Here is a 21,743-nt window from a genome sequence, read left to right as displayed (position 1 = left end):
TCACGTCAGGGCAAACCCGCGCGTCTGTTCCCGACTTGATGGTCTTTATCCGCCTGATGACTTATCGGCTGATGCCCACCGAACATGACCCCGACAATGCCTCTGGCTGAAGCCATTCAGCCATTTGACCGTCCTTTCCCCACCCGCCTGCGGCCTTGCACTGGTTACAAATGAGGTTGACGGCGCCCGGGTCACAACCGGAATCGCTCCACCGACTGCGCCAGCCGCCCCGCCAGAGTCGACAACTCGTCCGTCGTTTTCGCTGTCTCGCCGATCACCTTGCTGTTGCCTTCCGACATGCCGGCGATCATCTCCACCTGATGGGCGATTTCGTTGCTGGCCTGGCTCTGTTCGCCGATGGTGCGGGTAATGTCGTTGACCAGTTGCGTGGTGTTGAGGGTGGCGTCGAGGATTTCGCGGATGGCCCGTTCGACGTCGGCGGTGACGGCCATCCCCTTGTCGACTTGAGCAACACCCGCCTCCATGCTGCTGACCGCCTCACGGGTGCTGTTCTGGATGCGGGCGACCATCGCAGCGATTTCCTGGGTCGAGGCGCTGGTGCGGGCAGCCAGGCTGCGCACTTCATCGGCGACCACGGCAAAACCTCTGCCCTGCTCACCCGCCCGGGCCGCTTCAATGGCCGCATTGAGCGCCAGCAGGTTGGTCTGGTCGGCGATGCTCTTGATCACCTGAATGATGTTGAAGATGCCTTCGGACTCATGATCCAGGGTGCGGATCACCTGCGCCGACTGCTGGGCGGAGCGGGCGATGTCGTCCATGTCGCTGACCACTTGATGGATCACCTGCCCGCCGTTCTTGGCCAGTGATTCGGCCTGACTGGCCATGCTCAGGGCCCGTTCCGCGTGGCGGGTGATTTCTTCGATGCTGGCGGTCATCTGGCTCGCGGCAGCGGCCATGGTGCCGGCGGCGGTGCTTTGTTGCTGGCTGCTGTCCGCCACCCGATGGCAGCCGTGGCTCAGCTGCTCGCTCATGCCACTGACGCCGTGGGCATTGCGTCGCACCACGTCGATCATTTCCCGCAGATCCCGCTGCATGGTGGCCAGCGTGCGGATCAGCGCGCTGGCTTCGTCCTTGCCGGACGGCTCGGCGATCGGCTCGCTGAGGTTGCCATGAGCAATGCTCTCGGCGATGCGGCTGGCGGTTTTCAGCGGGCCGGTGATGCTCAGGATCACCCAGCGTCCCTGAACCAGCAGCAGCAACAGGCTGGCGATCAGCACAATGCCGAGGGCGATGTTGGCGTTGCGGATCGCCGCCTCGGTGCCCTGGCTGGTCTGCCGGGTACTGGTTTCGATCAGTTCGCTCAAGGACGCCATCTGTTCTTCAAGCTGGCTGAACGCGGCGCTGAACGTACCGAGTTCGTGCTGCGCCGTGTCGGGGTTGTCCAGCGCCAGCCCGACAATCCGCTCGCCCGCGTTGATGTAAGTGTCGAGGCTTGGCTTGATCTGCTCCAGCGCAGCCCGGATCGTGGCGTCCAGGGGCAGTTTGAGGTTCTCGCCGAGGACATCGCGAAAATGCGCGGCATGCTCCTCTACGGAACGGCGCACCTCGTCCGCCGTGCCGTTACTCTTGCCCAGCCCCACCAGCATGGCCGAATAGACGTCGGCGCGCAGGGCGTCATGCATCATGTCGGCTTCCATGTGATTGCGCAGCGCACTCATGCTGACGGCGTTGTCACTGACTGCCGACGCCATCCGCTGGTTGCCGACATAACTGACCAGACTCACGATCAGCGCTGTCAGCAGGCTAGTCGCAATCAGCAGCACCAAACGCAGTTTGATCGACACGGTGGATCCTCCGGGAGCGCCCTGAAATGAGCCTTTCAGCGTTTCAGTTAAGCTCATTTCCACCCGGCTGCCGCGCCAGAGCGTCGCAATGTGTGTCAGCACCCGCCCCGCGCCCTCGAAGACTGTGCACCAGGTCTCACTTTGTGCGGCGACCACCCGCCATCTTGCACGGAACTACCGGTCACGCCGCACCTCTCACATTATGTGGTACTTCCTTTTCGCTTTACGCTGCTGGAGGAACACCGTCATGCGTCGTTTATTACTTGTTTCGTCTCTCATGCTCTGCCTGCCTTTTGGCTCAGCCTTCGCCCGTGTGGATGCAGGGGATGTCGCCACCTCGGCCGGTGTTTCCGCGTCGCTGTATTCCACCTTCAAGGATCACAAAATGGTGATTCCGGCCCGTGACGACCTGTCCGCATTCGTCGCCAGCGGCGGTGCCATCCGTGGCGCGTATCTGGAATCGGCGCTGCAACAGGTTCGTCAGGAAAACCCGGGCTTGAACGCCAGCGATGAAGAGCTGGCCAATGCGATCCTGGTCCACTACGAAGGTCTGTCGCAGTAACAGCCACGCGCTCGACGACGGTGGCTGACGGATTTGCCACCTCCGCGTTGCGCCGATGGACGGCAGCCGGGCGACCATGGGCAAAACCGTCGAACGGCCTCTATGATGGAGGCCATGACGATTGCCGCCCCGATCCGCTCCCCCTGCCCGCCCGGCGCCTGCATTTGCGGGCGCGATCCGTTGCTGGAAATGCCCGGCGCGGATCTGCGCATACTTTTGCTCACGCGGCAGGAAGAAAAGCGCCTGCTCGAACGCCTGGAAAACCTGCAAAGCCTGGCTGACCTCGAACGCCTGCGACAGCGGATGTTCGAACAGTTGGGGATCCGCATGGACATCGCTCCGGGTTTCAACGAAGTGCGGACCATGCGCGGTATCGCCATCGAAATCGCTGAACTGCCGGGCCTGTGTCGCAAGACTCGCCAGGCGATCCCGGCCGCCATTCGCCGGGGGCTGGAAAGACACCCGGAAATCGCCTTCGAACTGCTCAACGCCCACGACTTGCTGCGCGACGCCTGATCATTTTTTCAGGCCGACCCGTTTGCGCATCTCGGCGGTAATGCTCTGTCGGGTTTTCTTCATGTTCGCCCAGGGCTCATCGCCGACGTCCGCCAGGCGCTCATGAACGTTGTGCACATTCCACCTGTCAGCGCCTTTGATCTCGCCGACTTCCTCACGGAACAGCGGCACCGATACCGGCAGCCCTTCCCGGGTGCGGGCGGCGTAGGCACAAATGGTCGTGGCGCCCAGGCCGTTGCGCAGGTAATCGATGAAAATCCGCCCCACACGGTTCTTCGGCCCCGATACCGCTGAAAACCGCTCCGGCAACAGCCGAGCCATATGATTGACGATGGCATGGCTGAAATCCTTCACCTCGTCCCAGCCATGCTTGCGCGTCAGCGGCACCACCAGGTGAATACCCTTGCCTCCACTGGTCTTCAGGAAAGCCTTGAGGCCCAATTCATCCAGCACAGTCAGAGTCAGAGCGGTGGCTTCAACCATGCTTTTCCACGGCAGTGCCGGATCCGGGTCCAGATCGAGAACAAAGCGGTCTGGCTTCTCCAGATCCACCGTGGTGGCGTTCCAGGTGTGCAGTTCGACGGTGCTCATCTGCACCGCACCGATCAGCGCTTCGACGTTGTTGATCAGCATCACCGGTTGTCCGGTGACGTGCTTGTCCAGCACGCGGATGCCGGGAATCGCCAGGTTTTCGGCGTTTTTCTGGAAGAACAGTTCGCCGGCAATGCCTTCCGGTGCCCGCACCAGCGCCACGGGCCGATCCTTGAGTTGAGGCAGGATCCACTCGGCGACGCTGGCATAGTACTCGGCCAGTTGCATCTTGGTGGTGCCGCTGCTGGCGTCGATCACGCGGTCCGGGTGAGTGATTCTGACCTTGCCGCTGACCATTCCTGTCTGAGAGGGTGCCTTGGCGGCAGGTGCCGGCTTTTTCACAGGGGGGTTCGCGGCTGAAGTTTTCATCGGTTTCGCTTGCTCCTGCGTAATCTCCAGCGCCGGTTTGTCATCGCGCAGACCATGGAACACGGCATGGCGAACCGAACCCTCCCGGGTCATTTCGGCAAACGCCACCTCCGCCAGCAGGTGCGGCTTGAGCCAGTGCACCCCCTTGGCCTCGAATCCACTGGGCGGGTTGGCCAGCGCAGTCTTTTTCGTGCGCAACGGCTTGAGCCTGGCAAGCACGGTTTTCAAGGTGGCCTCGTTAAAGCCAGTGCCGACCTTGCCGGCATAACGTAACTCGCCGCTGTCGCGATCATGCAGACCGAGCAGCAGTGCACCAAAGGCACTGCGCGATCCCTTTGGATCGGTGTAGCCGACAATCACGAATTCCTGGCGATGTTTGCACTTGAGCTTGATCCAGTCGCTGCTGCGCCGCGACACGTAGGGCGAGCCGCGACGCTTGCCGATCAAGCCTTCCATCTGCATCTGGCAGGCGCTGTTGAGCAACGCCTGCGGCGTTTCGTCGAACGCTTCGGAAAAACGCAGCAACGGATGTTCGTGAGCCTTCAATACCGTGGCCAGCGCTGCCCGCCGTTCTTCCAGCGGAACTTCGCGCAGGTCGACACCATTGAGGTAAGGCACATCGAACAGGTAATAAAGGATGTCGCTGCTGCGGCGGGTGTCGAAGGCGTTCTGCAGCGCTTGAAAATCCGGAATGCCGTTTTCGTTGGCGACCACTACTTCACCGTCAAGCCACGCCGACTCCAGCCCCAGCGCCGCCAGTGCCTGAGCCTGCTCCGGCAGTTTGTGCGTCCAGTCATGGCCGTTACGGGTGAACAGCTGCACCGTTTGATGATCGATGCGCGCCATGACCCGGTAGCCGTCGAATTTGATTTCGTAACTCCAGTCCCCTGCCGGAGCGCTGTCCACCAGCGTGGCCAGCTGCGGTTTCAACCGGGCGGGGATTCGCGCCTTGTGTGCGCCGACAAGCTTGGCCGAGTCAGGTTTGCGCGCTGGCTGTTTCAGCGGTTTGACTTGCCTGGCGTCGAGCCTCGGTTTATCGACAAGGGTGCGCTCGCTGAGCACGCTATCCGGCTCGGCGACCAGCACGTCGTAATCGCTTTGCGGCCGGGCGGCGCTGTCCTGATGCTTGATCAGGAACCACTGCTCCTTTTTGCCCGGCATGTGGGTGCGCACCAGATTCCACACGCCGCCAAGCTTCTCGCCCTGCAGCTCGAACTTGAGTTTGCCCTTGGCATAGGCCTTCTGCGGATCCTCCAGCGGAATCCACACGCCGCGATCCCAGACGATCACGTCCCCGGCACCATAATGCCCCTGCGGGATGGTGCCTTCGAATGTCGCGTAATCCAGAGGGTGGTCCTCGACATGCACCGCCAGGCGCTTGACCTTGGGATCCAGTGACGGGCCTTTGGGCACTGCCCAGCTTTTGAGCGCACCGTCCAACTCCAGGCGAAAGTCGTAATGCAGGTGCGAAGCGTCGTGCTTCTGGATGCAGAACTGCAACGCGTGACCGGCGCCAGTCTTTTTGCCCCGACGCTTGACTGCTGCCGGTTCCGAGGTCGCCGAGAAGTCGCGCATGCGGTTGTAGTCGTCGAGGTTCCTGTTCATGGCGCACCTGCCTTGTTTCATCCAGTTCGGGTCACGGTCAGCGCCACCACGGCGATCCGCTCGACCCGTTGATAGCCGACATTCAGCAACTCCTCGCCGAAGACATCGGGATCGAGTTCACGGTAAGTCCAGTCGAACCTCGTTGCATCCAGCCGCGGCACCACGGTGTCAATAAACGGATCACGGCCATCGACCATCGCCACACCGGTGTAGAGCAACAGCGAGCCTCCGGGCGTGAGGCGATTGAGCGCCTGCTCGACAATGCGCAACGACAACCCGGCTCCCAGCGTTCCCCCTCCGTGGCGGTAAGCGCGCCCCGCCGGATCCGCCATGTAGGGCGGATTGGCAACAATCAGGTCGAACTCGCCCTCCACGCCTTGCAACACGTCACTGGCCAGCACTTCGACGTTGGCCACTTCTGCCAGCGCTGCGTTGATCGTGGTCAGGCGCAACGCCGCGGGATTGATGTCGAGTGCCAGCACCTGTGCCTGGCGACGGGCGCGGGCGATCAGAATCGCACCGACACCGGCGCCGCAACCGATGTCCACGGCGCGCTGGATCGGGGCAAAGCTCTGTTGCAAATGGCTGTGAATCAATTGGGCGAAGCGGTAGGTATCCGGGCCGAAGAACACCGAATCGGCCGCCTCGGTGGGAAACCCCGAATGTACAAACAGCAAATCGTCCAGACTCGACCAGCGCACCCGACTCTTCAGACGCCCATCGCAGACCTCCAGAATTTGCGCATCCTGCCATTGCCGCTCCTCATCGGCCGAAAGCAATCCGGGTTCGAAGGAACGCGACCAGCCGAAAACATCGCGCAGACAGTCGACCGCCTGGCCTTCGTCGCGCTGATTGACCCGCTGATGGGTCAGCGGCGTCGGTGTGACGAATCGATAGCCGTCCGCCTGCAAGCGCCGGCCCAGTTGCAACAGCGCAAGATCGTCGGCAGACAGCAACGCTTCCTGATTCATGGGCGACTCCCTCAGTCCAGGCCGGATTTGAGTTCGATGAAACGGCGGGTCGCGAGCAAACCGGCCGGATGAGCATGACGGGCCGGCGCCAGCCAAGGGATCAGCGCCGCCATCTGTCCGTGACCATCCAGTCCGTGCAGTGCCGCGTTCAATTGCCGGACATCGGGATCCTGCGCGGACACCGTGACTACCGGTGCCGCTCGACTCCGACGTCGCGCCGGAACCGGTCCGGTCGCAGGCGCCCGGTCACCGGCAATCCAGTCGTGCAGCAGCTGTTTTTCGTAGTCATTGAACACGCCGAACATCGACGCGCCATCGCCCTCGATCAATTGCCAGAAGCGGCTGGCCTGAGGGTCTTGATGACGCTTTATCCAGCCTTTGTCTTGCAGCGCCTGGAGAAATCCTGACAGTTGCTCTGGCGCGGCCAGCCATTGATTGACGGTCTTGCCTTCGAACCGGCAATAGTCCGAATGCATGTCCTGGCCGAACACGCGCTTGCGTTCGAGCATGGCCAGCAACTCACGCGTCAAATCGAAACCCTCAATGATGGCGCGACTGCCCTGCCCCAAATCGTTGAGCCGGTAGCCCCGCGAAACCCGGCGCAGGAAATCGGCGCGATCAGCCTCCAGCGGCATCAGATCCAGTGCAGCCTGCACGGCTTTGTGCGCATGGCCGGTGCTGGCGTTATCGATGGTCACATGCAGGGTGAAGTAATACGGATCGATGCCCAGCTCGCTCAACTCATAACTGCTGATCAACAGGTGCAAGGGCAGTTGTTCATAGCCAAGATTGTAGCCAATGACTTCCGGCAGAAAGTCATCGCCGCAGGCACCCAGTGCGAGCTGCAACGCACCTTGCAGATAACGCTCGTCGGGCAAGGCATCTGCGTGTTCCAGACCATGCTCGGCCAGTAGTTTGCGGTAGATCACCACGTGGTTTTGCGCAGGGTTGCCTTCACCAAGCTCTTCCAGATAAGTGCAGATCAGGCCGCTGAAACGCGGATCGCGCCAGTGCTGCAACAGACCGTAAAGCCAGGCACCGTCCACCCGTTTGGTCGGGGCTACCGCTTGCAGGAAATACAGCGCATGGGCCTTGCCACTGAAAAACTGCCGTGAACCACCGTCCTTGCGATGTTGCAGATAATCGGCGTATTGCCGGCCGACTTCGGCACAATGCTCGGCCACCCAGTCGTGCCATACCGAAGGATCCGGCGGCAACACCTCTGGCAATTGCGCAGCCTGCAGCAGTTGCTCTTCGAGAAACGGACGCGCCAGGGCACGGGGGGGTTCCCCCGAGAGCAATGCTTCATACAGGCTGCGCAAGCCTCCAGGGGGATGGATCGATTGCGCGTGGGCAGGTGTTGAAAGCAGACGTGTCAGGACAGTCATGGCAGATTCCCGGTCAATTGGCAGGACGCTGGTTCACGCGCCTCTAAAGCAGCAGAGAGGCAGCGCGCTGCAAAAATTCAATCGACGTGAAATTTGCCCGGACGGACGGAGCCCCCCGGCAACTTTATTTCCTGAACAGAAGTTGCCGAAGGCTGTGAGCGGTGGGTTTCAGGCCGTACCTTTGGCCTGCTGCTCCAGATGCACCTGCAACTCTGGATCGATCTGCAAGGCCGCCGCCAGCTCATCCAGGTAATTGCGTTCGGCATCCTGCTGGTCGTCCACCAGCATCACACTGGCGATATACATTTCGGCGGCCACGGCCGGATCGCTGTTCGCCGCCTGCGCGACTTCGCGGGCATCGAGGGGCTTGGCGACTTCGGCGTCCAGCCATTGCTGCAGGTCCGGATCATCGGTGTGGCGGCCGATTTCGCTGCTGATCAGCTGTTTCTCCGACTCGTCGATCCGCCCGTCGGCCTTGGCCGCCGCGATCAATGCGCGCAATACCGCGTGGCTATGCTCCTCGACCTGCGGGCCGGCCAGCAGGTCCGCCGTCTGCGGTGTCTGTTGCGGCGCGGCTGACGCCTGACTGCGTTGCCAGGCTTGATACGCCTGGAACGCCATCATGCCCAGCGAGGCCAGGGCCGCGTAGTTAGTGCCGCCGGAACGACGTTGCGTCCCACCGCCAAGTGCTCCACCCCCCAATCCTGTGCCCCCAAGCAAACCGCCCAACAGCCCGCCCAGTCCGCCGGCAGTCGCACCGCCGCCACCGAGCAGACCACCCAGCAAGCCGCCGAGTCCGCCCAGACCATCACCGGACCCAGCGCCGCCTTGTTGTTGTCCCGCCGAGGCCTGGCCTCGCAGCAATTGTTCGAGCAAATCACTGGTGTTCATGACGTCGTCCTCAGGCAAAGGCGTAACCGCGTCAGGCAACGATAGACCTGCGCACCGGTTGTGCCAGCACCGTTTGGCTGACACTGGGAGGGCGAATGATTTCTGCGTCGAAAAAATTCCGTTGCCAGCTAACATTCATGAATGGGTGAACCTTATCCCGGCCCGGCCGGTCGATAGCTGCAACCCCGACCCGGTTGGCCGCACGCTTGTTGCTCAAGACGCTTCCCGGCCTGCTTCACTTTCTGGAGACCGCCTCCGTGATATCGACCGTTCACATCGCCAGGCTCAAGGCCTGGGGCGCCCATGGTTTCACCGCGACCGGCGTGGTCACAGCCTTCCTCGCCACCCTCGCCCTGCTGGAAAACCAGCCAATCCACTGCCTGATGTGGCTGGGCGTGGCGCTGATCGTCGACGGCCTCGACGGGGCGCTGGCGCGCAAGGTCAACGTGCAGTCAGTGTTGCCGAGTTTCGACGGCTCGATCCTCGATCTGGTGATCGATTACCTGACCTACGTGTTCATTCCGGCACTGTTCATCTATCGCTACATTCCCCTGCCCGACTACACCCTGCTGCTGACCGTGTCGCTGATTCTGGTGTCGTCGCTGTTCTGCTTCTGCAACGTCAACATGAAGAGCAAGGACAACTACTTCGTCGGTTTCCCCGCCGCGTGGAACGTGGTTGCGCTGTGCCTGTACATCATCGCCCCGGGGCCGTGGATCACCTTCCTGACCGTGATCGCTCTGGCGCTGCTGACCGTGACCCGAATGAAATTCCTCCATCCGTTCCGTGTGCGCCGGTTCATGCCGATCAATATTGCGGTGACGGCGATCTGGCTGCTGTGCAGCCTGTCGCTGGTGCTCAACCACCCGGTCATCAACCCGCTGGTGATGGGTTTGTGGTTGCTGGCGTCGGCGTATTTCCTCGGCATCTGCATCTGGCGAACGGCGCTGGAGTGGTTTGATGCTTCGCACCTGAAATAGAAGAATTTGTGGGAGCGAGCCTGCTCGCTCCCACACTTGTCTTGCATTACGCTTAGCGCTTGGTAATCACCACCTCCAGATACTCGCTCGGCACTACCATCGAATCCGGCCCCGCCCGGTTCAGCCCGTCGATCAGCTGCGTCAGATCCCCTTCCAGCGCCTGCCCGCTTTCCGGCGGCAATGCGGCGAATGCCTTGTGCACCGGCCCGTACCAGTGGCGGAAGATGTCGATGAAGTGTGCCGCCGAGCGATAACGGAAATTGAAGTGGCGACGAGTCACTTGCATCAGGAACTGGCGCTCATCGAAGTGCGAATGCAGCCAGGCTTCCGAACCCCAGTTCGACGGTGGTTGCGCGCCAGCCGGGGGTGGCAGGTGGCGACCGAGGGTCTTGAACATCTGACCGACGAAGCCTTCCGGCGTCCAGTTGGCCAGGCCGATCCGCCCGCCACGGCGACAGACCCGCGCCAGTTCCTGCGCAGCCTTGGCCTGATCCGGGGCAAACATCACACCGAAAGTCGACAGCACCGCATCGAAACTGGAATCGGCGAACGGCAGCGCTTCGGCGTCAGCGACCTGGAAGGTCACGTCCAGATGCTCGGCCCGCGCCCGGTCCTGGCCGCGCTCCAGCAACGCCGCGACATAATCGGTGGACAGCACCCGACAGCCCCGGCGCGCCGCCGCCAGCGTGGCATTGCCATTGCCGGCGGCAACGTCCAGCACCTCTTCATCGCAGCGTAAATCGCAGGCTTCGGCGAGATTTTCCCCGACGATCTGCAAGGTGGTGCCGATCACGGCATAGTCGCCACTGGCCCAGGCGACTTTCTGGCGTTCCTTCAGGGCAGTGAGATCAATGGGGGTGCTCATCGATGGGTGCTCCACGACAGGTTGAATCAGGCGTTACTCGGCGGTCGTCGGGTCAATGATGTTCATCACCCGGGACACACTGTTGGCGGGAAACCCGCCCAGCCTGGCATGTTCGCGCACCAGCTCTTCGTTGGGGGCGATGTACACGCAATACACCTTGTCGGCGGTGACATAACTCTGCAGCCACTGCACCTGCGGTCCGAGTTCACGCAACGCCTGGCAGGACGTTTGCGACACGGCTTTGAGTTCTTGCTCCGACAGCTTTCCGGCCCCTGGAATCTCGCGTTCGATCACGAATTTCGGCATGGCAACCTCGCTTTCTTTTTATCAGTGACAGGGCGGGTACAGCCCTGCTCTTCCACTATCGCCCCGAGGCCGTCCGGCGTCCCCTCCAATCGTCTAAAGAGCCTTTAAAACCGGGCTTTCGCCGATGAATGGCGGGATTTTGTAAAGGCCCCGAAACACTCTCATGGGGGTTGCCAAGGTGTCGTCGGATCGGCTCTGATGCAGACCCGAATCGCGAACGGAATCCGACCATGTCCTTGCGCCTCGAATGGCTCGCCGACCACATGCAGCACAGCGACACTTACGCTGAGTGGATCCACCGCCAGTTTCACTACGAATATGCCCATCAACCGTTGGCCGAGTGGCAGCGGGAATTTGCCGAAGGGCAAACCAATGGTGACTGGCGCTGCCTGATCGCGCTGGACGGCGAACGCTTGCTCGGTGGCGCGGCACTGGCTCGTGCAGATCTTGCGCAACGACCGGATCTGGAGCCTTGGCTGGCCTGCGTGCTGGTCAGTCCCGAATCTCGCGGTCAGGGGCTGGCAGAAAAATTGATCGAAGGAATTGCCGAGCAAGCAAAGAAACAAGGCCTGCCGCGTTTCTACCTGCATACGCAAAACAAACAGAACTACTACGCCAAACGCGGCTGGACAGTGCTGGAGCGTTTTCAGGCCTGGGACAACGAACAATGGCTCATGGTGCGCGACCTGTGAGCCATTGACGTTCGCGGTTCAGGCTGCAGGTGCCTTGGCCTCTTTGAGCAGTTGCTGAATCATCTGCTCCTGAGCTTCATAGCGACCCTCGCCAAAGTGGGTGTAACGCACCTGCCCCTTGGCATCGATCAGGTAGTGCGCCGGCCAGTACTGGTTGTCGAAGTTGCGCCAGATCGCGTAGTTGTTGTCGATGGCCACCGGGTAGGTGATACCGAGTTTCTTCACCTGATCCTTGACGTTGTCGATGATTCGCTCGTAGCCGTATTCCGGGGTGTGCACACCGATCACCACCAGGCCGTCCTTGCCGTACTTCTTCTCCCACTCTTTCACGTACGGCAGCGTGTGCTGGCAGTTGATGCAGTCGTAGGTCCAGAAGTCCACCAGCACCACTTTGCCGCGCAGGGATTCGGCGTTCAGCTCCGGGGAGTTCAGCCATTGCACTGCGCCGGCCAGTGACGGCATCGCGCCTTTGCCCTGCTCGTCCGACGTCGAATCCGCCCGCACTTTGCTGATGAAGTAATCGATCACTTTCGGCGCGTTTTCCAACACGTTTTTCTCGACGCTGGCGACGCCTTCGGACGACGTGCCGGCCAGCAGGGTTTTATCAGCGCCGGTGGAGATCACGGCGGCTGCCGCCAACACCGCAACGCCCGCCCCGCGACGCAACCAGCCAGTGAACGGAATCGACGGTTTCAACCGGTTGACCAAGCCGCGACCGGCGAAGATCAGCGTCCCCAGCGACAGCGCACTGCCCGCGCCGTAAGCCAGCAGCAACAGGCTGGTCTGGGCATTGGCACCTTGCAACATGGCGCCAGTGAGGATCACGCCGAGGATTGGACCGGCACACGGTGCCCACAGCAGACCGGTGGCCACGCCGATCATGATCGAGCCCATGGGACCGGCCTTCTTGCGGGTGTCCGGATCCAGGCGATTACCCAGCAACACGAATGGCCGCGCCAGCCAGTCACCGATGCGTGCGGAAATCAGCGACAGCGCAAACAGCACCATCACGATCAGCGCGATGTGTCGGCCGGTGTTGTTGGCCTGGATCACCCACTCGCTGCTGACTACCGCGAGGCTGGAGATCAGGGCGAAGGTCAGGGCCATGCCGCCGAGGGTCAGCAGGATCGAGGAACGGCTGCGGTCGACTCCGGCAAACAGGAACGGCACCACCGGCAGAATGCACGGGCTGAGGACAGTCAACAGACCGCCCAGGAAAGCGATGAGGAACATAGGGTTCACCTTTTGAAATGTGGGCGGTCTGCCGATCAAACAGGTGCCTGCCGTTCACCGACAGGCACCCGGGTAGCTCAAGCGGTCTGGCTGTCCAGCCATTGGCTTTGCGGTGTGCGGCTGGCGCCGTTTTCCGCCACCATCTGTCCTTGCGGCGTGCGGCTGGAGCCGTCGGCCGCCACCATCTGCCCCTGCGGCGTGCGGCTGGCGCCGTCGGCGGCGATCAAGGCATCGCTGCCCTGTTTGGCCACCGGGCTCAGTTGAAAGCAGGTGCTGCCGGCGCAGCTATTCTGTTCGACGGCGCTGTTGGCATGCGCCGCGACACCGGCAAACGAGAAGGCAATGGCGGTCAAGAAACGCGAAACGTTGTTCATGGCAATCTTCCTTTAAATGGGTGGCGGATCAGTTCTGGTTGTCACAGCCGTCAGCGAATTTGCTGTAGTCGAGAACGCGGGTCTGACCGGCCGAATCGAGGTAGGTCATGCGGGCGTCGACGATGCCGCAGGTCATCGATTGGTCTTCTTTCATCGAGAGCACTTTCTGGATGTCCAGATGGGTGCCGTAGGTGTAGGTTTGCGGGGCAACCGCTTCGGCGCGGGCCGACAGGGTGCAGATGTTCAGGGCGGCAAACAGGCAGGCGGCGATTACGGATTTGTTGGTCATGGCGATTTCCTCAAGGCTTCAATGGGTAGGTCGTTGATTGAGCCGAGGCGTTGCGGTGTGCCTCGATGGAGCTCATTTAAAGCTCGCGAGGTATCCCGTCTGTGTCGGAAAACAGCCGGTATAAATCGCTACGTATCTCGCCCGCAGGGGGATACACAGCGATACAAAACCCTGAAAAAATCGCGATTTTGCGTCCACATGTATCCATCGTTGCGCCGGATACACTGCAATACAAAGGCAGGCAGGCGAGCCCGCGCGGGCTCTATAGACTGCGAGACATTCCCCCACTTGATAGAGGTTTGGCTCCATGGATCATGTCGATCACATTCTCATCGTCGATGACGACCGCGAGATTCGCGAACTGGTTGGCAACTACCTGAAAAAGAACGGCCTGCGCACCACGGTGGTCGCTGATGGCCGGCAGATGCGCAGTTTTCTGGAAGCCAACACTGTCGACCTGATCGTGCTCGACATCATGATGCCGGGCGATGACGGCCTCCTGCTGTGCCGCGAATTGCGCGCCGGCAAACACAAGGCCACGCCAGTCTTGATGCTGACGGCCCGCAACGACGAAACCGACCGCATCATCGGCCTGGAAATGGGTGCCGACGATTACCTGACCAAACCCTTCGCCGCCCGTGAACTGCTGGCGCGGATCAACGCCGTGCTGCGCCGCACGCGGATGCTGCCACCCAATCTGGTGGTCACCGAAAGCGGTCGCTTGTTGGCCTTCGGGCGCTGGCAACTCGACACTTCGGCCCGCCATCTGCTCGACACCGACGGCACCATGGTCGCCCTGAGCGGCGCGGAATACCGTTTGCTGCGGGTGTTCCTCGACCATCCGCAACGAGTGTTGAGCCGCGATCAACTGCTCAACCTGACCCAGGGCCGCGACGCCGATCTGTTCGATCGTTCCATCGATCTGTTGGTCAGCCGTTTGCGCCAGCGCCTGCTGGACGACGCCCGGGAACCTGCCTACATCAAGACCGTGCGCAGTGAAGGTTATGTGTTCTCGCTACCGGTCGAAATCCTCGGAGCGCCCGCATGACGTTCGCCCTGCACTGGCCGCGCACGCTGGCCTCACGGTTGTCGCTGATTTTCCTGATCGGCTTGCTGCTGGCCCAGGCGTTGTCGTTCGGTGCGCAGTATTACGAGCGATATGAAAGTGCGAAAAACACCATGCTCGGCAACCTGGAAACCGACGTTTCGACCTCGATTGCGATCCTCGATCGCTTGCCGGCCGAAGAGCGTCCGATGTGGCTCGCACGCCTGGCCCGGAACAACTACGGTTACCTGCTCAGCGAGGGCGAACCGGGTACACCGATCGGCGCCGGCGAAGTGCCGATCGCGGTCACCTCGATCACCGACGCCATTGGCGAGAAGTACCCGCTGACCTTCACCGACATTCCGGGGCCGAAAAAGCACTTTCAGGGCCACCTGCGCCTGAGCGACGGCAGCCCGGTGACCATCGACGTGCGCCCGTCGATGGTGCCGCTGTCGCCGTGGCTGCCGGTGGTGCTGCTGGGGCAACTGGCGCTGATGATTGCCTGCACCTGGCTGGCGGTACGCATCGCCATCCGTCCCCTGACCCGACTGGCCAACGCGGTGGAAACCCTTGACCCCAATGCTCACCCGATCAATCTGGACGAAAAGGGTCCGAGCGAAGTGGCCTACGCCGCCCGTGCGTTCAACACCATGCAGGCGCGGATCGCCGCGTACCTTAAAGAACGCATGCAACTGCTGGCAGCGATTTCCCATGACCTGCAAACCCCGATCACCCGGATGAAACTGCGCGCGGAGTTCATGGACGATTCGACGGAAAAGGACAAGCTGTGGAACGACCTCGGCGAGATGGAGCATCTGGTGCGTGAAGGCGTGGCCTACGCGCGCAGCATCCACGGCGCGACCGAGGAAAGCCGCCGCACCAACCTCGATTCGTTCCTCGACAGCCTGGTGTTCGACTATCAGGACATGGGCAAGGAGGTGCAGTTGAGCGGCAAGAGCGAAGCGGTCATCGACACCCGACCTCATGCCTTGCGCCGGGTGTTGGTCAACCTGACCGACAACGCGCTGAAATTTGCCGGTGCTGCCGAACTATTGGTCGAACGCCAAAGCAACGGCCTCTCGATCAAAGTCATGGATCGCGGACCGGGCATCGCCGAAGAGGAACTGGCGCAGGTGATGGAGCCGTTCTACCGCGTGGAAAACTCGCGCAACCGCAGCACTGGCGGTACGGGACTGGGTCTGGCGATTGCCCAGCAACTGGCGATGGCGCTGGGGGGTTCGCTGAATCTGAGCAACCGTGACGGTGGCGGGTTGTGTGCTGAACTGAAGCTGCCCATGCATTCCTGAGTCAAACATAATTCCCTGTGGGAGCGGGCTTGCCCGCTCCCACAGGATTTGCGGTGTTTGCGAAATCAGGTAATGCCTAACACACCGTCCTCATACATCTGCTGCAACAACGCCAGACCACTGTCCATGAACGATGCTGTTACCGGCAACCCCGCTTCCATCGCCAACCCTTCCAGTTGTTCACGACCGTTCAGCGCAGGGAACTCGCCAATTCGCTGCAACAACCGCCACGCCAACGGGCTCAGCTCGGAAAACTTCACACTGAAATCCATTGTGCGCCGCACCAGCAACAACGTTGGCTGGGCCGGTGGCGCAGACGGCTGATGATCCGGCCCGAGCATCTGTACCGGCCATGCGTACGCCAATGGCCACGCCAGCGCCGAAACCTGCAGTGGCCGCTCCAGCAGCAGCGCGGGATCACTTGCCGACAGCGGCTGGGCATCGGACTGCTGCAACACCATTTCCACCCATTCGTAATGCGCCAGCTCCACCAAAAACGCCGGCCACTCGCCCATGCTCAACGCTGCGGGTTCCGAGGCGAGGTAATCGACAAACGCCTCGGCGATCTCACCGAATTTCGGCGTCTGAGCCCGGTAGTCCCGCAGGAAGCCGCGAATCAATGTGCGCCAGCGCTCCTGACCGATGATCCGGATCAGCACCGGAAACGTCCCGCCCAACAGTTGCGAGACATTGTTGAACACCAGATCGCGATAGACGTTGACCCGCGCCGCATTCATGTCGGCCGGGGGCGTCTCGTTCTCGGGATCGCGCAAGTAGCGAGTCAGCGCCAGTTGTTGCTGCTCAAGGTTATCCACGTTGGCCTCCCTGATTCTGCAAGCGGCGAATGGTCTGCAACTCGGCCACCAGTTCCGAGAAGGCCGGAAAGTTGAAGTCGCGCTCGAGCAAGGTCGGCTGTGCGCCAAAGCGTGCATAGGCATCTGCCAGCAGCGACCAGACCACCGGCTTCACCGAAGCGCCGTGGGTATCGATCTTCAGCGTGTCGGACTCGTCGAAATGCCCGGCCACGTGCATCCCGACCACCCGGCCCGACTCGATCCCGACCAGAAATGTCTGCGGGTCGAACCCGTGGTTGATCGAGTTGACGTAGACGTTGTTGACGTCCAGCAGCAGGTCGCAATCGGCCTCACGCAGCACGGCGTTAGTGAAGGTCACCTCGTCCATGTCCTGCCGGGGGGCGGCGTAATAGGAAACGTTTTCCACTGCCAGGCGCCGGCCGAGAATGTCCTGGGCCTGACGGATCCGCGCGGCAACGTGGTGCACCGCCTCTTCGGTGAATGGCAGCGGCAGCAGGTCATAGAGGTGACCGTCGTCGCTGCAATAGCTCAAGTGCTCGCTATACAGCGGCACGTTGTAATGATCGAGAAACACCCGGACTTCCCGAAGGAAATCGACGTCCAGCGGCGCCGATCCACCGAGCGACAACGACAGGCCGTGGCAGGACAACGGATAACGCTCGGCCAGTTCACACAGCGCGGCACCGTGGGCACCGCCGACGCCGATCCAGTTTTCCGGGGCGACTTCGAGAAAGTCGAAATCGCCGATGCGGGCGGTTTGAAGATCCTTCATCAAGCCGCGACGCAGGCCGAGCCCGACGCTGGCCTGCAAGGTGGGGTGGGGAGTCTGCATGGGCAAGACCTCTGCTGAAGAGCCGCCGGGCGTGGCGACTGACAGACTCAGTTAAACCGGCGGGTGTATCGCGGCTGTGTGGGCAATGCGCGGGAAGTGGCGGGTTTTGTATCGGCGGCTGGTCTGTACACAATGGGATACAGAACCCGCTGACTTCTTCGTGAACGACGGGTTACGAATTCATTGACGTATCCGCCAGTTTTCGTTAGCTTTGCCCCATCGAAGCGACTGACCAGATGAGATTGAGCGCTTCCCAGCAGCGAGAGCTGTAATCGCGCAAGGCGGTTCGTAAGTGGTGTCTGGATCTGCTTTACCGAATCGAAAAAGGCGCCTTTGGCGCCTTTTTCGTTTCTGGTGTCAGCGCTTGGTGGAGGTCGGTTGACGAAGATAGACCTTACCGCACAGCAGCATAAATCCCATTTTCCCGAACAGCCTGGGCGGCTTTTCAGTCTGGTGGTAGGCGCTTTCCACGACCAGGTTGAGATCTTGTGGCTTCCCTTCTGCAGCGCGGCGTAACTCAAAAAAGACATGGTAGGGTCCGTTCGGGTTCTCAATCATGATGGAGTACGCCCAGTTTCGCATCGCCGCCGTTTCACTGACTTTCGCCTGGGGATGATTCAACCCCTTGATCACTGGCGGCAGTGACAGTGAAAGGCGGTAGCGGATTATGCAAAAGGTACGCTGTCGCTGGGCATGGTCGAGCAGGATTGGCTCCTCAGCCGGATGTAAGTCTTGATCGTATCCCTTGCTGAAACAATGATTCGAAAAAGTGACATGCACGCGTAAATCACGCTTCGCCAATTGACTCTGAATCGTGAATGTAAAGGGTTCGAGATGAGAAAGGTTGTACGTCAATCCGCCTATGCACAGCGGTGGAAAGTAGGCGGTCAATTCGCTCTCCGTGGCATCCAATGCATCATTTTATTTCTGCGCTTCGGCTCGCGTGCACCATCGGTGAGTAACCCGGCAAGACGACAGAGTTCATGGCTTTTAGCGGGGATGATTTCTCGGCGGATTTGATCAGCCTGTGCAAGCAAGTGGCTTCGGACTTCGCAGATAAACAAAGACTTCAGCACTCAAAAGTCCTTGCCTCGACCGAGTCGATTCAGAATATGGGATCGCGTCACGTCGAAGTTGTAGGCAAAATCTGCGTGTTGCGTAAGGAAGTGCGCCTAGCGTGCTTTCGCCGGCACGAAGACCGACTAGACTCAATCAGTACCCAGTCGAGGGGGACGCAGGACAGCAGTGTCGCCCTGCCCGTTTCCACGACCACCGCCCGGTGGTGAATGCCTCGACCCCCATCACCACCGGACTGTGATCCTTGACAGGAGCACATGACATGGACGAGGCCAGACTCAACGAGTTCATGGGCAAACTGGTCAACGACATGGGCGGTGCGGCGATGCTGGCCAATGTCATCGTCGGCGAAGAACTTGGTTTGTATAAAGCCATGGCCGACAGCCAGCCGATATCCCCGGAAACCCTCGCCGAAAAAACCGCCTGCAACACTCGCCTGGTGCGCGAATGGCTTAGCGCCCACGCCGCCTCAGGCTACATGGAACACCTGGACGGCAAGTTCCGTCTGCCGGAAGAACAGGCCATGGCCCTGGCCAAGGAAGATTCGCCGGTCTACGTGGCCGGCGGGCTCGGCGTGGTGGCGTCGTTTTTCCACGACAAGGACAAGCTGGTCAAAGCCATGCGCGGCAATGGCGCCCTGCCCTGGGGCGATCACCATCCGTGCATGTTCACCGGCACAGAACGGTTCTTCCGCCCCGGCTACAAAGGGCACTTGATCGCCGAATGGCTGCCGGCGCTGGAGGGCGTTGTGTCCAAACTCGAAGAAGGCGCCAAGGTCGCCGATGTCGGCTGTGGTCATGGCGCTTCCACGGTGATCATGGCCCAGGCCTATCCCAACTCGCGTTTCGTCGGTTTCGACTACCATGCGCCCTCGGTGAGCGTCGCCACCCAGCGGGCCGAAGAAGGCGGAGTGAGCAGCCGGGCGCGGTTTTTCCAGGGAACGGCGAAGAGCTTTCCCGGCGATGACTACGACCTGATCTGCTATTTCGACTGCCTGCACGACATGGGCGACCCGGTCGGTGCCGCACGGCATGCTTACGATTGCCTGAAAGACGACGGTACCGTGCTGTTGGTCGAACCCTTTGCCAACGACACACTGGACGACAACATCAATCCGGTCGGGCGCTTGTTCTATGCAGCCTCGACGTTCATTTGCACGCCGAACTCGCTGTCTCAGGAAGTGGGTCTGGGGCTTGGTGCACAAGCCGGCGAGATGCGCTTGCGCAAAGTGTTCAGTGAAGCCGGATTCAAGCAGTTCCGGCGGGCGACGCAGACGCCGTTCAACCTGATCCTGGAGGCTCGCAAGTAAACGTCCGCAGCGGGCGCCTCTGAAAAGAGGCGCCCGGCAGTGCTAACCTGCAAGGCACTTACAGCCTGCGGAGCGCTGACCATGCTCGACCGCCCCTTCCACGAACACCTCGATTACCTGCAACAGGCCATGGCCGACGGCGATTTCATGGTGCTGACCGGCGCCGGTATCAGCACGCCGTCGGGCATCCCCGATTACCGCGACATCAACGGTGTGCGCCGGGGCCGGCAGCCGATGATGTATCAGGAATTTCTGTCGGCACCCGAGTCGCGCCGTCGCTACTGGGCCCGGGCGATGCTCGGTTGGCCACGCGTACGTCAGGCGCAACCGAATGCCGCGCACGAGGCGCTGGCCAGCCTGCAAAACCTTGGTCGGATCGGCGGATTGATCACCCAGAATGTCGATACCTTGCACGATCAGGCCGGCAGCCACGATGTCATCGAACTGCACGGCAGTCTGCATCGGGTGCTGTGCCTGGATTGCGGCCAGCGCAGCGAGCGGGATTCGATTCAGCAACTGATGGAAACGCAGAATCCATATCTGGCGGGTGTCGATGCTGTGCAGGCGCCGGACGGCGATACCCTGCTTGATCCGGCTTTCGAGGCACGTTTCCAGGTGCCGCATTGTCCGCATTGTGACGGTGAGCGGATGAAGCCGGACGTGGTGTTTTTTGGTGAGAACGTCGCGCAACCGACGGCGGCGCGGGCCATGGCGGCGGCAGAGAACGCAGCCGGGATGCTGGTGGTTGGTTCGTCGTTGATGGCGTATTCGGCGTTTCGCCTGTGCCGGGTGATTGCGGATCGGGGTAAGCCGTTGATTGCGATCAATCTCGGCAAGACGCGGGCGGACGAGTTGCTGGATTTGAAGATTGAGGAGTCGTGCGAACAGTTGCTGCCGCTACTGGCAGAACGCCTGACTTAGCGGCCTCCCAAAGTCAGTGTTCAGCCCTGAGAATGTCAAAAAGCGCCTGCGCCGCCGCCGACAATTCATTCCCCGGATCCGTCAGCACGCCAATCGCCCGCTCCACCACCGGCTCGTGCAAGGTCAGGCAATGCGCGCCCAGTTCGCGCATCTGCCCGGCACACAAGGCTGGCACCGCACTGACGCCCAACCCGCTAGCCACCATCCGCCCGACCGTTGCCAGTTGATGGCTTTCAAATTCCACCGGCAGTTTCATGCCCCGGGCCTGCAAATGTTCCTCCAGCATCACCCGTACCGTGGACGGTCGTTGCAGGGTGATGAACGGTTCCTGCAGCAAGGTCTGCCAGTCGATGTCAGTGCGCTGGGCGAGCGGTGAATCCTGCGGCACTACCGCGACAAAGCGATCCTTGTATAGAGGTGTGAAGGTCAGCGAAGTGTTTTGCATCGGCTCGAACGCCACGCCGAGTTCGACCTGACGATCGCGGACCATTTCCAGCACTTGCTCGTTGATCACGTCGTTGACCGTGACGTTGACGTTCGGATAACGCGCACGGAAGGTTTTGAGGATCGGCGGCAGCAGATTGCCGGCAAACGACGGCATCGCCGCCAGCGTCACTCGCCCCCGTTGCAGGCTGAAGCGCTGGCGCATTTCGTCTTCGGCGTTGTCCCAGTCGGCGATCAGGCGCCGGGCCAGCGGCAGCAGCGATTCCCCTTCCGGGGTCAGCGCCACGTTGCGCGTATTTCGGCTGAACAGGCGCCCGCCCAGGCCTTCTTCCAGCGCCTTGATGGTCAGGCTCAGCGCCGATTGCGACAGGTGCAGACGCTCGCAGGCCACGGCAAAGCTCAGGCTTTGGGCCACGGCGAGAAAGGCGCGCATCTGCTTGATGGTCATGGTTGTTTTACTCGACGGACTAAGCTGAACATCCGTCCGCCGACCACGGCGGACATTTAATGAGCTTTATCAATCAATCAACCTTAAAAATCAACTTAACAAATATAT

The 21,743-nt window shown here is 61.1% G+C and carries 22 protein-coding genes and 1 pseudogene; 8 read left to right on the top strand and 15 right to left on the bottom strand.

Annotated features, from left to right (window positions below):
- Positions 1 to 191: 191 nt before the first annotated feature.
- Together ACSPX5_RS05835 and ACSPX5_RS05830 are read right to left on the bottom strand one after the other, a co-directional pair.
- On the bottom strand, positions 192 to 917 hold the full coding sequence (locus tag ACSPX5_RS05835; protein ID WP_439822005.1) for a methyl-accepting chemotaxis protein: 726 nt from the start codon (positions 915 to 917) through the stop codon (positions 192 to 194).
- 129 nt (positions 918 to 1,046) lie between these two features.
- A pseudogene (locus tag ACSPX5_RS05830) lies at positions 1,047 to 1,862 on the bottom strand (MCP four helix bundle domain-containing protein); the annotation flags it as partial.
- 190 nt (positions 1,863 to 2,052) lie between these two features.
- On the opposite strand from ACSPX5_RS05830, the gene ACSPX5_RS05825 reads away from it, so the two are divergent.
- Positions 2,053 to 2,367, top strand: coding sequence for a DUF2388 domain-containing protein (locus ACSPX5_RS05825; protein WP_207866141.1), 315 nt, complete (start codon positions 2,053 to 2,055; stop codon positions 2,365 to 2,367).
- 114 nt (positions 2,368 to 2,481) lie between these two features.
- The gene (locus ACSPX5_RS05820; RefSeq protein WP_207866143.1) at positions 2,482 to 2,883 is read left to right on the top strand and encodes a hypothetical protein; all 402 of its coding nucleotides are present in this window, start codon (positions 2,482 to 2,484) and stop codon (positions 2,881 to 2,883) included.
- On the opposite strand, the gene ligD is transcribed toward ACSPX5_RS05820, so the two are convergent.
- From ligD to ACSPX5_RS05800, 4 genes are all read right to left on the bottom strand, one after another.
- Complete coding sequence (gene ligD, locus ACSPX5_RS05815) at positions 2,884 to 5,448, bottom strand: DNA ligase D (RefSeq protein WP_439821146.1); 2,565 nt, start codon at positions 5,446 to 5,448, stop codon at positions 2,884 to 2,886.
- 17 nt (positions 5,449 to 5,465) lie between these two features.
- Positions 5,466 to 6,419 (bottom strand): methyltransferase, encoded by a 954-nt coding sequence (locus ACSPX5_RS05810; protein WP_439821145.1) that lies wholly within the window; start codon positions 6,417 to 6,419, stop codon positions 5,466 to 5,468.
- 11 nt (positions 6,420 to 6,430) lie between these two features.
- Entirely contained in the window at positions 6,431 to 7,807 is a 1,377-nt protein-coding gene (locus ACSPX5_RS05805) for an iron-containing redox enzyme family protein (RefSeq protein WP_439821144.1), read from the bottom strand.
- Between the two features lie 168 nt (positions 7,808 to 7,975).
- A complete protein-coding gene (locus ACSPX5_RS05800) occupies positions 7,976 to 8,698 on the bottom strand; it encodes a tellurite resistance TerB family protein (RefSeq protein WP_439821143.1) in 723 nt (240 codons plus the stop codon).
- 257 nt (positions 8,699 to 8,955) lie between these two features.
- Between ACSPX5_RS05800 and pcsA the strand changes: the two genes are divergently transcribed.
- Positions 8,956 to 9,678 carry a phosphatidylcholine synthase gene (pcsA, locus tag ACSPX5_RS05795; protein ID WP_169429820.1) on the top strand — a complete coding sequence of 241 codons (723 nt, stop codon included), beginning with the start codon at positions 8,956 to 8,958 and terminating at the stop codon, positions 9,676 to 9,678.
- A gap of 52 nt (positions 9,679 to 9,730) precedes the next feature.
- Here pcsA and ACSPX5_RS05790 read toward each other — a convergent pair whose 3' ends face one another.
- Positions 9,731 to 10,543 carry a class I SAM-dependent methyltransferase gene (locus tag ACSPX5_RS05790; protein WP_323160919.1) on the bottom strand — a complete coding sequence of 271 codons (813 nt, stop codon included), beginning with the start codon at positions 10,541 to 10,543 and terminating at the stop codon, positions 9,731 to 9,733.
- A 33-nt stretch (positions 10,544 to 10,576) separates the two neighbouring features.
- Positions 10,577 to 10,849: a DUF4242 domain-containing protein gene (locus ACSPX5_RS05785; protein ID WP_169429818.1), complete on the bottom strand. Its 273-nt coding sequence runs from the start codon at positions 10,847 to 10,849 to the stop codon at positions 10,577 to 10,579.
- A 230-nt stretch (positions 10,850 to 11,079) separates the two neighbouring features.
- Here ACSPX5_RS05785 and ACSPX5_RS05780 point away from each other — a divergent pair, with 230 nt between their 5' ends.
- A complete protein-coding gene (locus ACSPX5_RS05780; protein ID WP_439821142.1) occupies positions 11,080 to 11,541 on the top strand; it encodes a GNAT family N-acetyltransferase in 462 nt (153 codons plus the stop codon).
- Positions 11,542 to 11,559: 18 nt separating this feature from the next.
- On the opposite strand, the gene ACSPX5_RS05775 is transcribed toward ACSPX5_RS05780, so the two are convergent.
- From ACSPX5_RS05775 to ACSPX5_RS05765, 3 genes are all read right to left on the bottom strand, one after another.
- Positions 11,560 to 12,774 carry a cytochrome c biogenesis protein DipZ gene (locus ACSPX5_RS05775; RefSeq protein ID WP_439821141.1) on the bottom strand — a complete coding sequence of 405 codons (1,215 nt, stop codon included), beginning with the start codon at positions 12,772 to 12,774 and terminating at the stop codon, positions 11,560 to 11,562.
- 77 nt (positions 12,775 to 12,851) lie between these two features.
- Positions 12,852 to 13,148 (bottom strand): hypothetical protein, encoded by a 297-nt coding sequence (locus ACSPX5_RS05770; RefSeq protein ID WP_169429815.1) that lies wholly within the window; start codon positions 13,146 to 13,148, stop codon positions 12,852 to 12,854.
- 28 nt (positions 13,149 to 13,176) lie between these two features.
- Positions 13,177 to 13,437: a DUF2790 domain-containing protein gene (locus ACSPX5_RS05765; protein WP_169429814.1), complete on the bottom strand. Its 261-nt coding sequence runs from the start codon at positions 13,435 to 13,437 to the stop codon at positions 13,177 to 13,179.
- Between the two features lie 307 nt (positions 13,438 to 13,744).
- Between ACSPX5_RS05765 and ACSPX5_RS05760 the strand changes: the two genes are divergently transcribed.
- Positions 13,745 to 14,485: a response regulator gene (locus ACSPX5_RS05760; RefSeq protein WP_085708690.1), complete on the top strand. Its 741-nt coding sequence runs from the start codon at positions 13,745 to 13,747 to the stop codon at positions 14,483 to 14,485.
- Complete coding sequence (locus ACSPX5_RS05755) at positions 14,482 to 15,789, top strand: ATP-binding protein (protein WP_439821140.1); 1,308 nt, start codon at positions 14,482 to 14,484, stop codon at positions 15,787 to 15,789. The genes ACSPX5_RS05760 and ACSPX5_RS05755 overlap by 4 nt, the downstream gene beginning before the upstream one ends.
- Positions 15,790 to 15,854: 65 nt before the next feature.
- Here the strand turns inward: ACSPX5_RS05755 and ACSPX5_RS05750 are convergent, their stop codons facing one another.
- The 3 genes from ACSPX5_RS05750 to ACSPX5_RS05740 form a co-directional block, all read right to left on the bottom strand.
- Complete coding sequence (locus ACSPX5_RS05750) at positions 15,855 to 16,604, bottom strand: HvfC family RiPP maturation protein (protein WP_439821139.1); 750 nt, start codon at positions 16,602 to 16,604, stop codon at positions 15,855 to 15,857.
- Positions 16,597 to 17,436 carry an HvfB family MNIO-type RiPP peptide maturase gene (locus tag ACSPX5_RS05745; protein ID WP_439821138.1) on the bottom strand — a complete coding sequence of 280 codons (840 nt, stop codon included), beginning with the start codon at positions 17,434 to 17,436 and terminating at the stop codon, positions 16,597 to 16,599. Before ACSPX5_RS05745 ends, ACSPX5_RS05750 begins: the two co-directional genes overlap by 8 nt.
- A gap of 357 nt (positions 17,437 to 17,793) precedes the next feature.
- Entirely contained in the window at positions 17,794 to 18,327 is a 534-nt protein-coding gene (locus ACSPX5_RS05740; RefSeq protein WP_439821137.1) for a hypothetical protein, read from the bottom strand.
- Between the two features lie 448 nt (positions 18,328 to 18,775).
- On the opposite strand from ACSPX5_RS05740, the gene ACSPX5_RS05735 reads away from it, so the two are divergent.
- Together ACSPX5_RS05735 and ACSPX5_RS05730 are read left to right on the top strand one after the other, a co-directional pair.
- Positions 18,776 to 19,822: a class I SAM-dependent methyltransferase gene (locus ACSPX5_RS05735; protein WP_439821136.1), complete on the top strand. Its 1,047-nt coding sequence runs from the start codon at positions 18,776 to 18,778 to the stop codon at positions 19,820 to 19,822.
- Between the two features lie 81 nt (positions 19,823 to 19,903).
- The gene (locus ACSPX5_RS05730; RefSeq protein WP_439821135.1) at positions 19,904 to 20,743 is read left to right on the top strand and encodes an NAD-dependent protein deacetylase; all 840 of its coding nucleotides are present in this window, start codon (positions 19,904 to 19,906) and stop codon (positions 20,741 to 20,743) included.
- A 13-nt stretch (positions 20,744 to 20,756) separates the two neighbouring features.
- On the opposite strand, the gene ACSPX5_RS05725 is transcribed toward ACSPX5_RS05730, so the two are convergent.
- Positions 20,757 to 21,635: a LysR substrate-binding domain-containing protein gene (locus ACSPX5_RS05725; protein ID WP_439821134.1), complete on the bottom strand. Its 879-nt coding sequence runs from the start codon at positions 21,633 to 21,635 to the stop codon at positions 20,757 to 20,759.
- Between the last annotated feature and the right edge of the window lie 108 nt (positions 21,636 to 21,743).

Source organism: Pseudomonas sp. HLG18 (assembly GCF_051903985.1).
In the GTDB taxonomy this organism is placed as follows: domain Bacteria; phylum Pseudomonadota; class Gammaproteobacteria; order Pseudomonadales; family Pseudomonadaceae; genus Aquipseudomonas; species Aquipseudomonas fluorescens_BT.
This window is presented reverse-complemented; position numbering and strand designations above follow the sequence as displayed.

What these genes read in the sequence shown, in the direction of transcription:
- ACSPX5_RS05835 (WP_439822005.1), bottom strand. Translation starts at nt 917, where the DNA reads ATGGCCGCTGCCGCGAGCCAGATGACCGCCAGCATCGAAGAAATCACC.
- ACSPX5_RS05825 (WP_207866141.1), top strand. Translation starts at nt 2,053, where the DNA reads ATGCGTCGTTTATTACTTGTTTCGTCTCTCATGCTCTGCCTGCCTTTT.
- ACSPX5_RS05820 (WP_207866143.1), top strand. Translation starts at nt 2,482, where the DNA reads ATGACGATTGCCGCCCCGATCCGCTCCCCCTGCCCGCCCGGCGCCTGC.
- ligD (WP_439821146.1), bottom strand. Translation starts at nt 5,448, where the DNA reads ATGAACAGGAACCTCGACGACTACAACCGCATGCGCGACTTCTCGGCG.
- ACSPX5_RS05810 (WP_439821145.1), bottom strand. Translation starts at nt 6,419, where the DNA reads ATGAATCAGGAAGCGTTGCTGTCTGCCGACGATCTTGCGCTGTTGCAA.
- ACSPX5_RS05805 (WP_439821144.1), bottom strand. Translation starts at nt 7,807, where the DNA reads ATGACTGTCCTGACACGTCTGCTTTCAACACCTGCCCACGCGCAATCG.
- ACSPX5_RS05800 (WP_439821143.1), bottom strand. Translation starts at nt 8,698, where the DNA reads ATGAACACCAGTGATTTGCTCGAACAATTGCTGCGAGGCCAGGCCTCG.
- ACSPX5_RS05790 (WP_323160919.1), bottom strand. Translation starts at nt 10,543, where the DNA reads ATGAGCACCCCCATTGATCTCACTGCCCTGAAGGAACGCCAGAAAGTC.
- ACSPX5_RS05785 (WP_169429818.1), bottom strand. Translation starts at nt 10,849, where the DNA reads ATGCCGAAATTCGTGATCGAACGCGAGATTCCAGGGGCCGGAAAGCTG.
- ACSPX5_RS05780 (WP_439821142.1), top strand. Translation starts at nt 11,080, where the DNA reads ATGTCCTTGCGCCTCGAATGGCTCGCCGACCACATGCAGCACAGCGAC.
- ACSPX5_RS05775 (WP_439821141.1), bottom strand. Translation starts at nt 12,774, where the DNA reads ATGTTCCTCATCGCTTTCCTGGGCGGTCTGTTGACTGTCCTCAGCCCG.
- ACSPX5_RS05770 (WP_169429815.1), bottom strand. Translation starts at nt 13,148, where the DNA reads ATGAACAACGTTTCGCGTTTCTTGACCGCCATTGCCTTCTCGTTTGCC.
- ACSPX5_RS05765 (WP_169429814.1), bottom strand. Translation starts at nt 13,437, where the DNA reads ATGACCAACAAATCCGTAATCGCCGCCTGCCTGTTTGCCGCCCTGAAC.
- ACSPX5_RS05760 (WP_085708690.1), top strand. Translation starts at nt 13,745, where the DNA reads ATGGATCATGTCGATCACATTCTCATCGTCGATGACGACCGCGAGATT.
- ACSPX5_RS05755 (WP_439821140.1), top strand. Translation starts at nt 14,482, where the DNA reads ATGACGTTCGCCCTGCACTGGCCGCGCACGCTGGCCTCACGGTTGTCG.
- ACSPX5_RS05745 (WP_439821138.1), bottom strand. Translation starts at nt 17,436, where the DNA reads ATGCAGACTCCCCACCCCACCTTGCAGGCCAGCGTCGGGCTCGGCCTG.
- ACSPX5_RS05735 (WP_439821136.1), top strand. Translation starts at nt 18,776, where the DNA reads ATGGACGAGGCCAGACTCAACGAGTTCATGGGCAAACTGGTCAACGAC.
- ACSPX5_RS05730 (WP_439821135.1), top strand. Translation starts at nt 19,904, where the DNA reads ATGCTCGACCGCCCCTTCCACGAACACCTCGATTACCTGCAACAGGCC.
- ACSPX5_RS05725 (WP_439821134.1), bottom strand. Translation starts at nt 21,635, where the DNA reads ATGACCATCAAGCAGATGCGCGCCTTTCTCGCCGTGGCCCAAAGCCTG.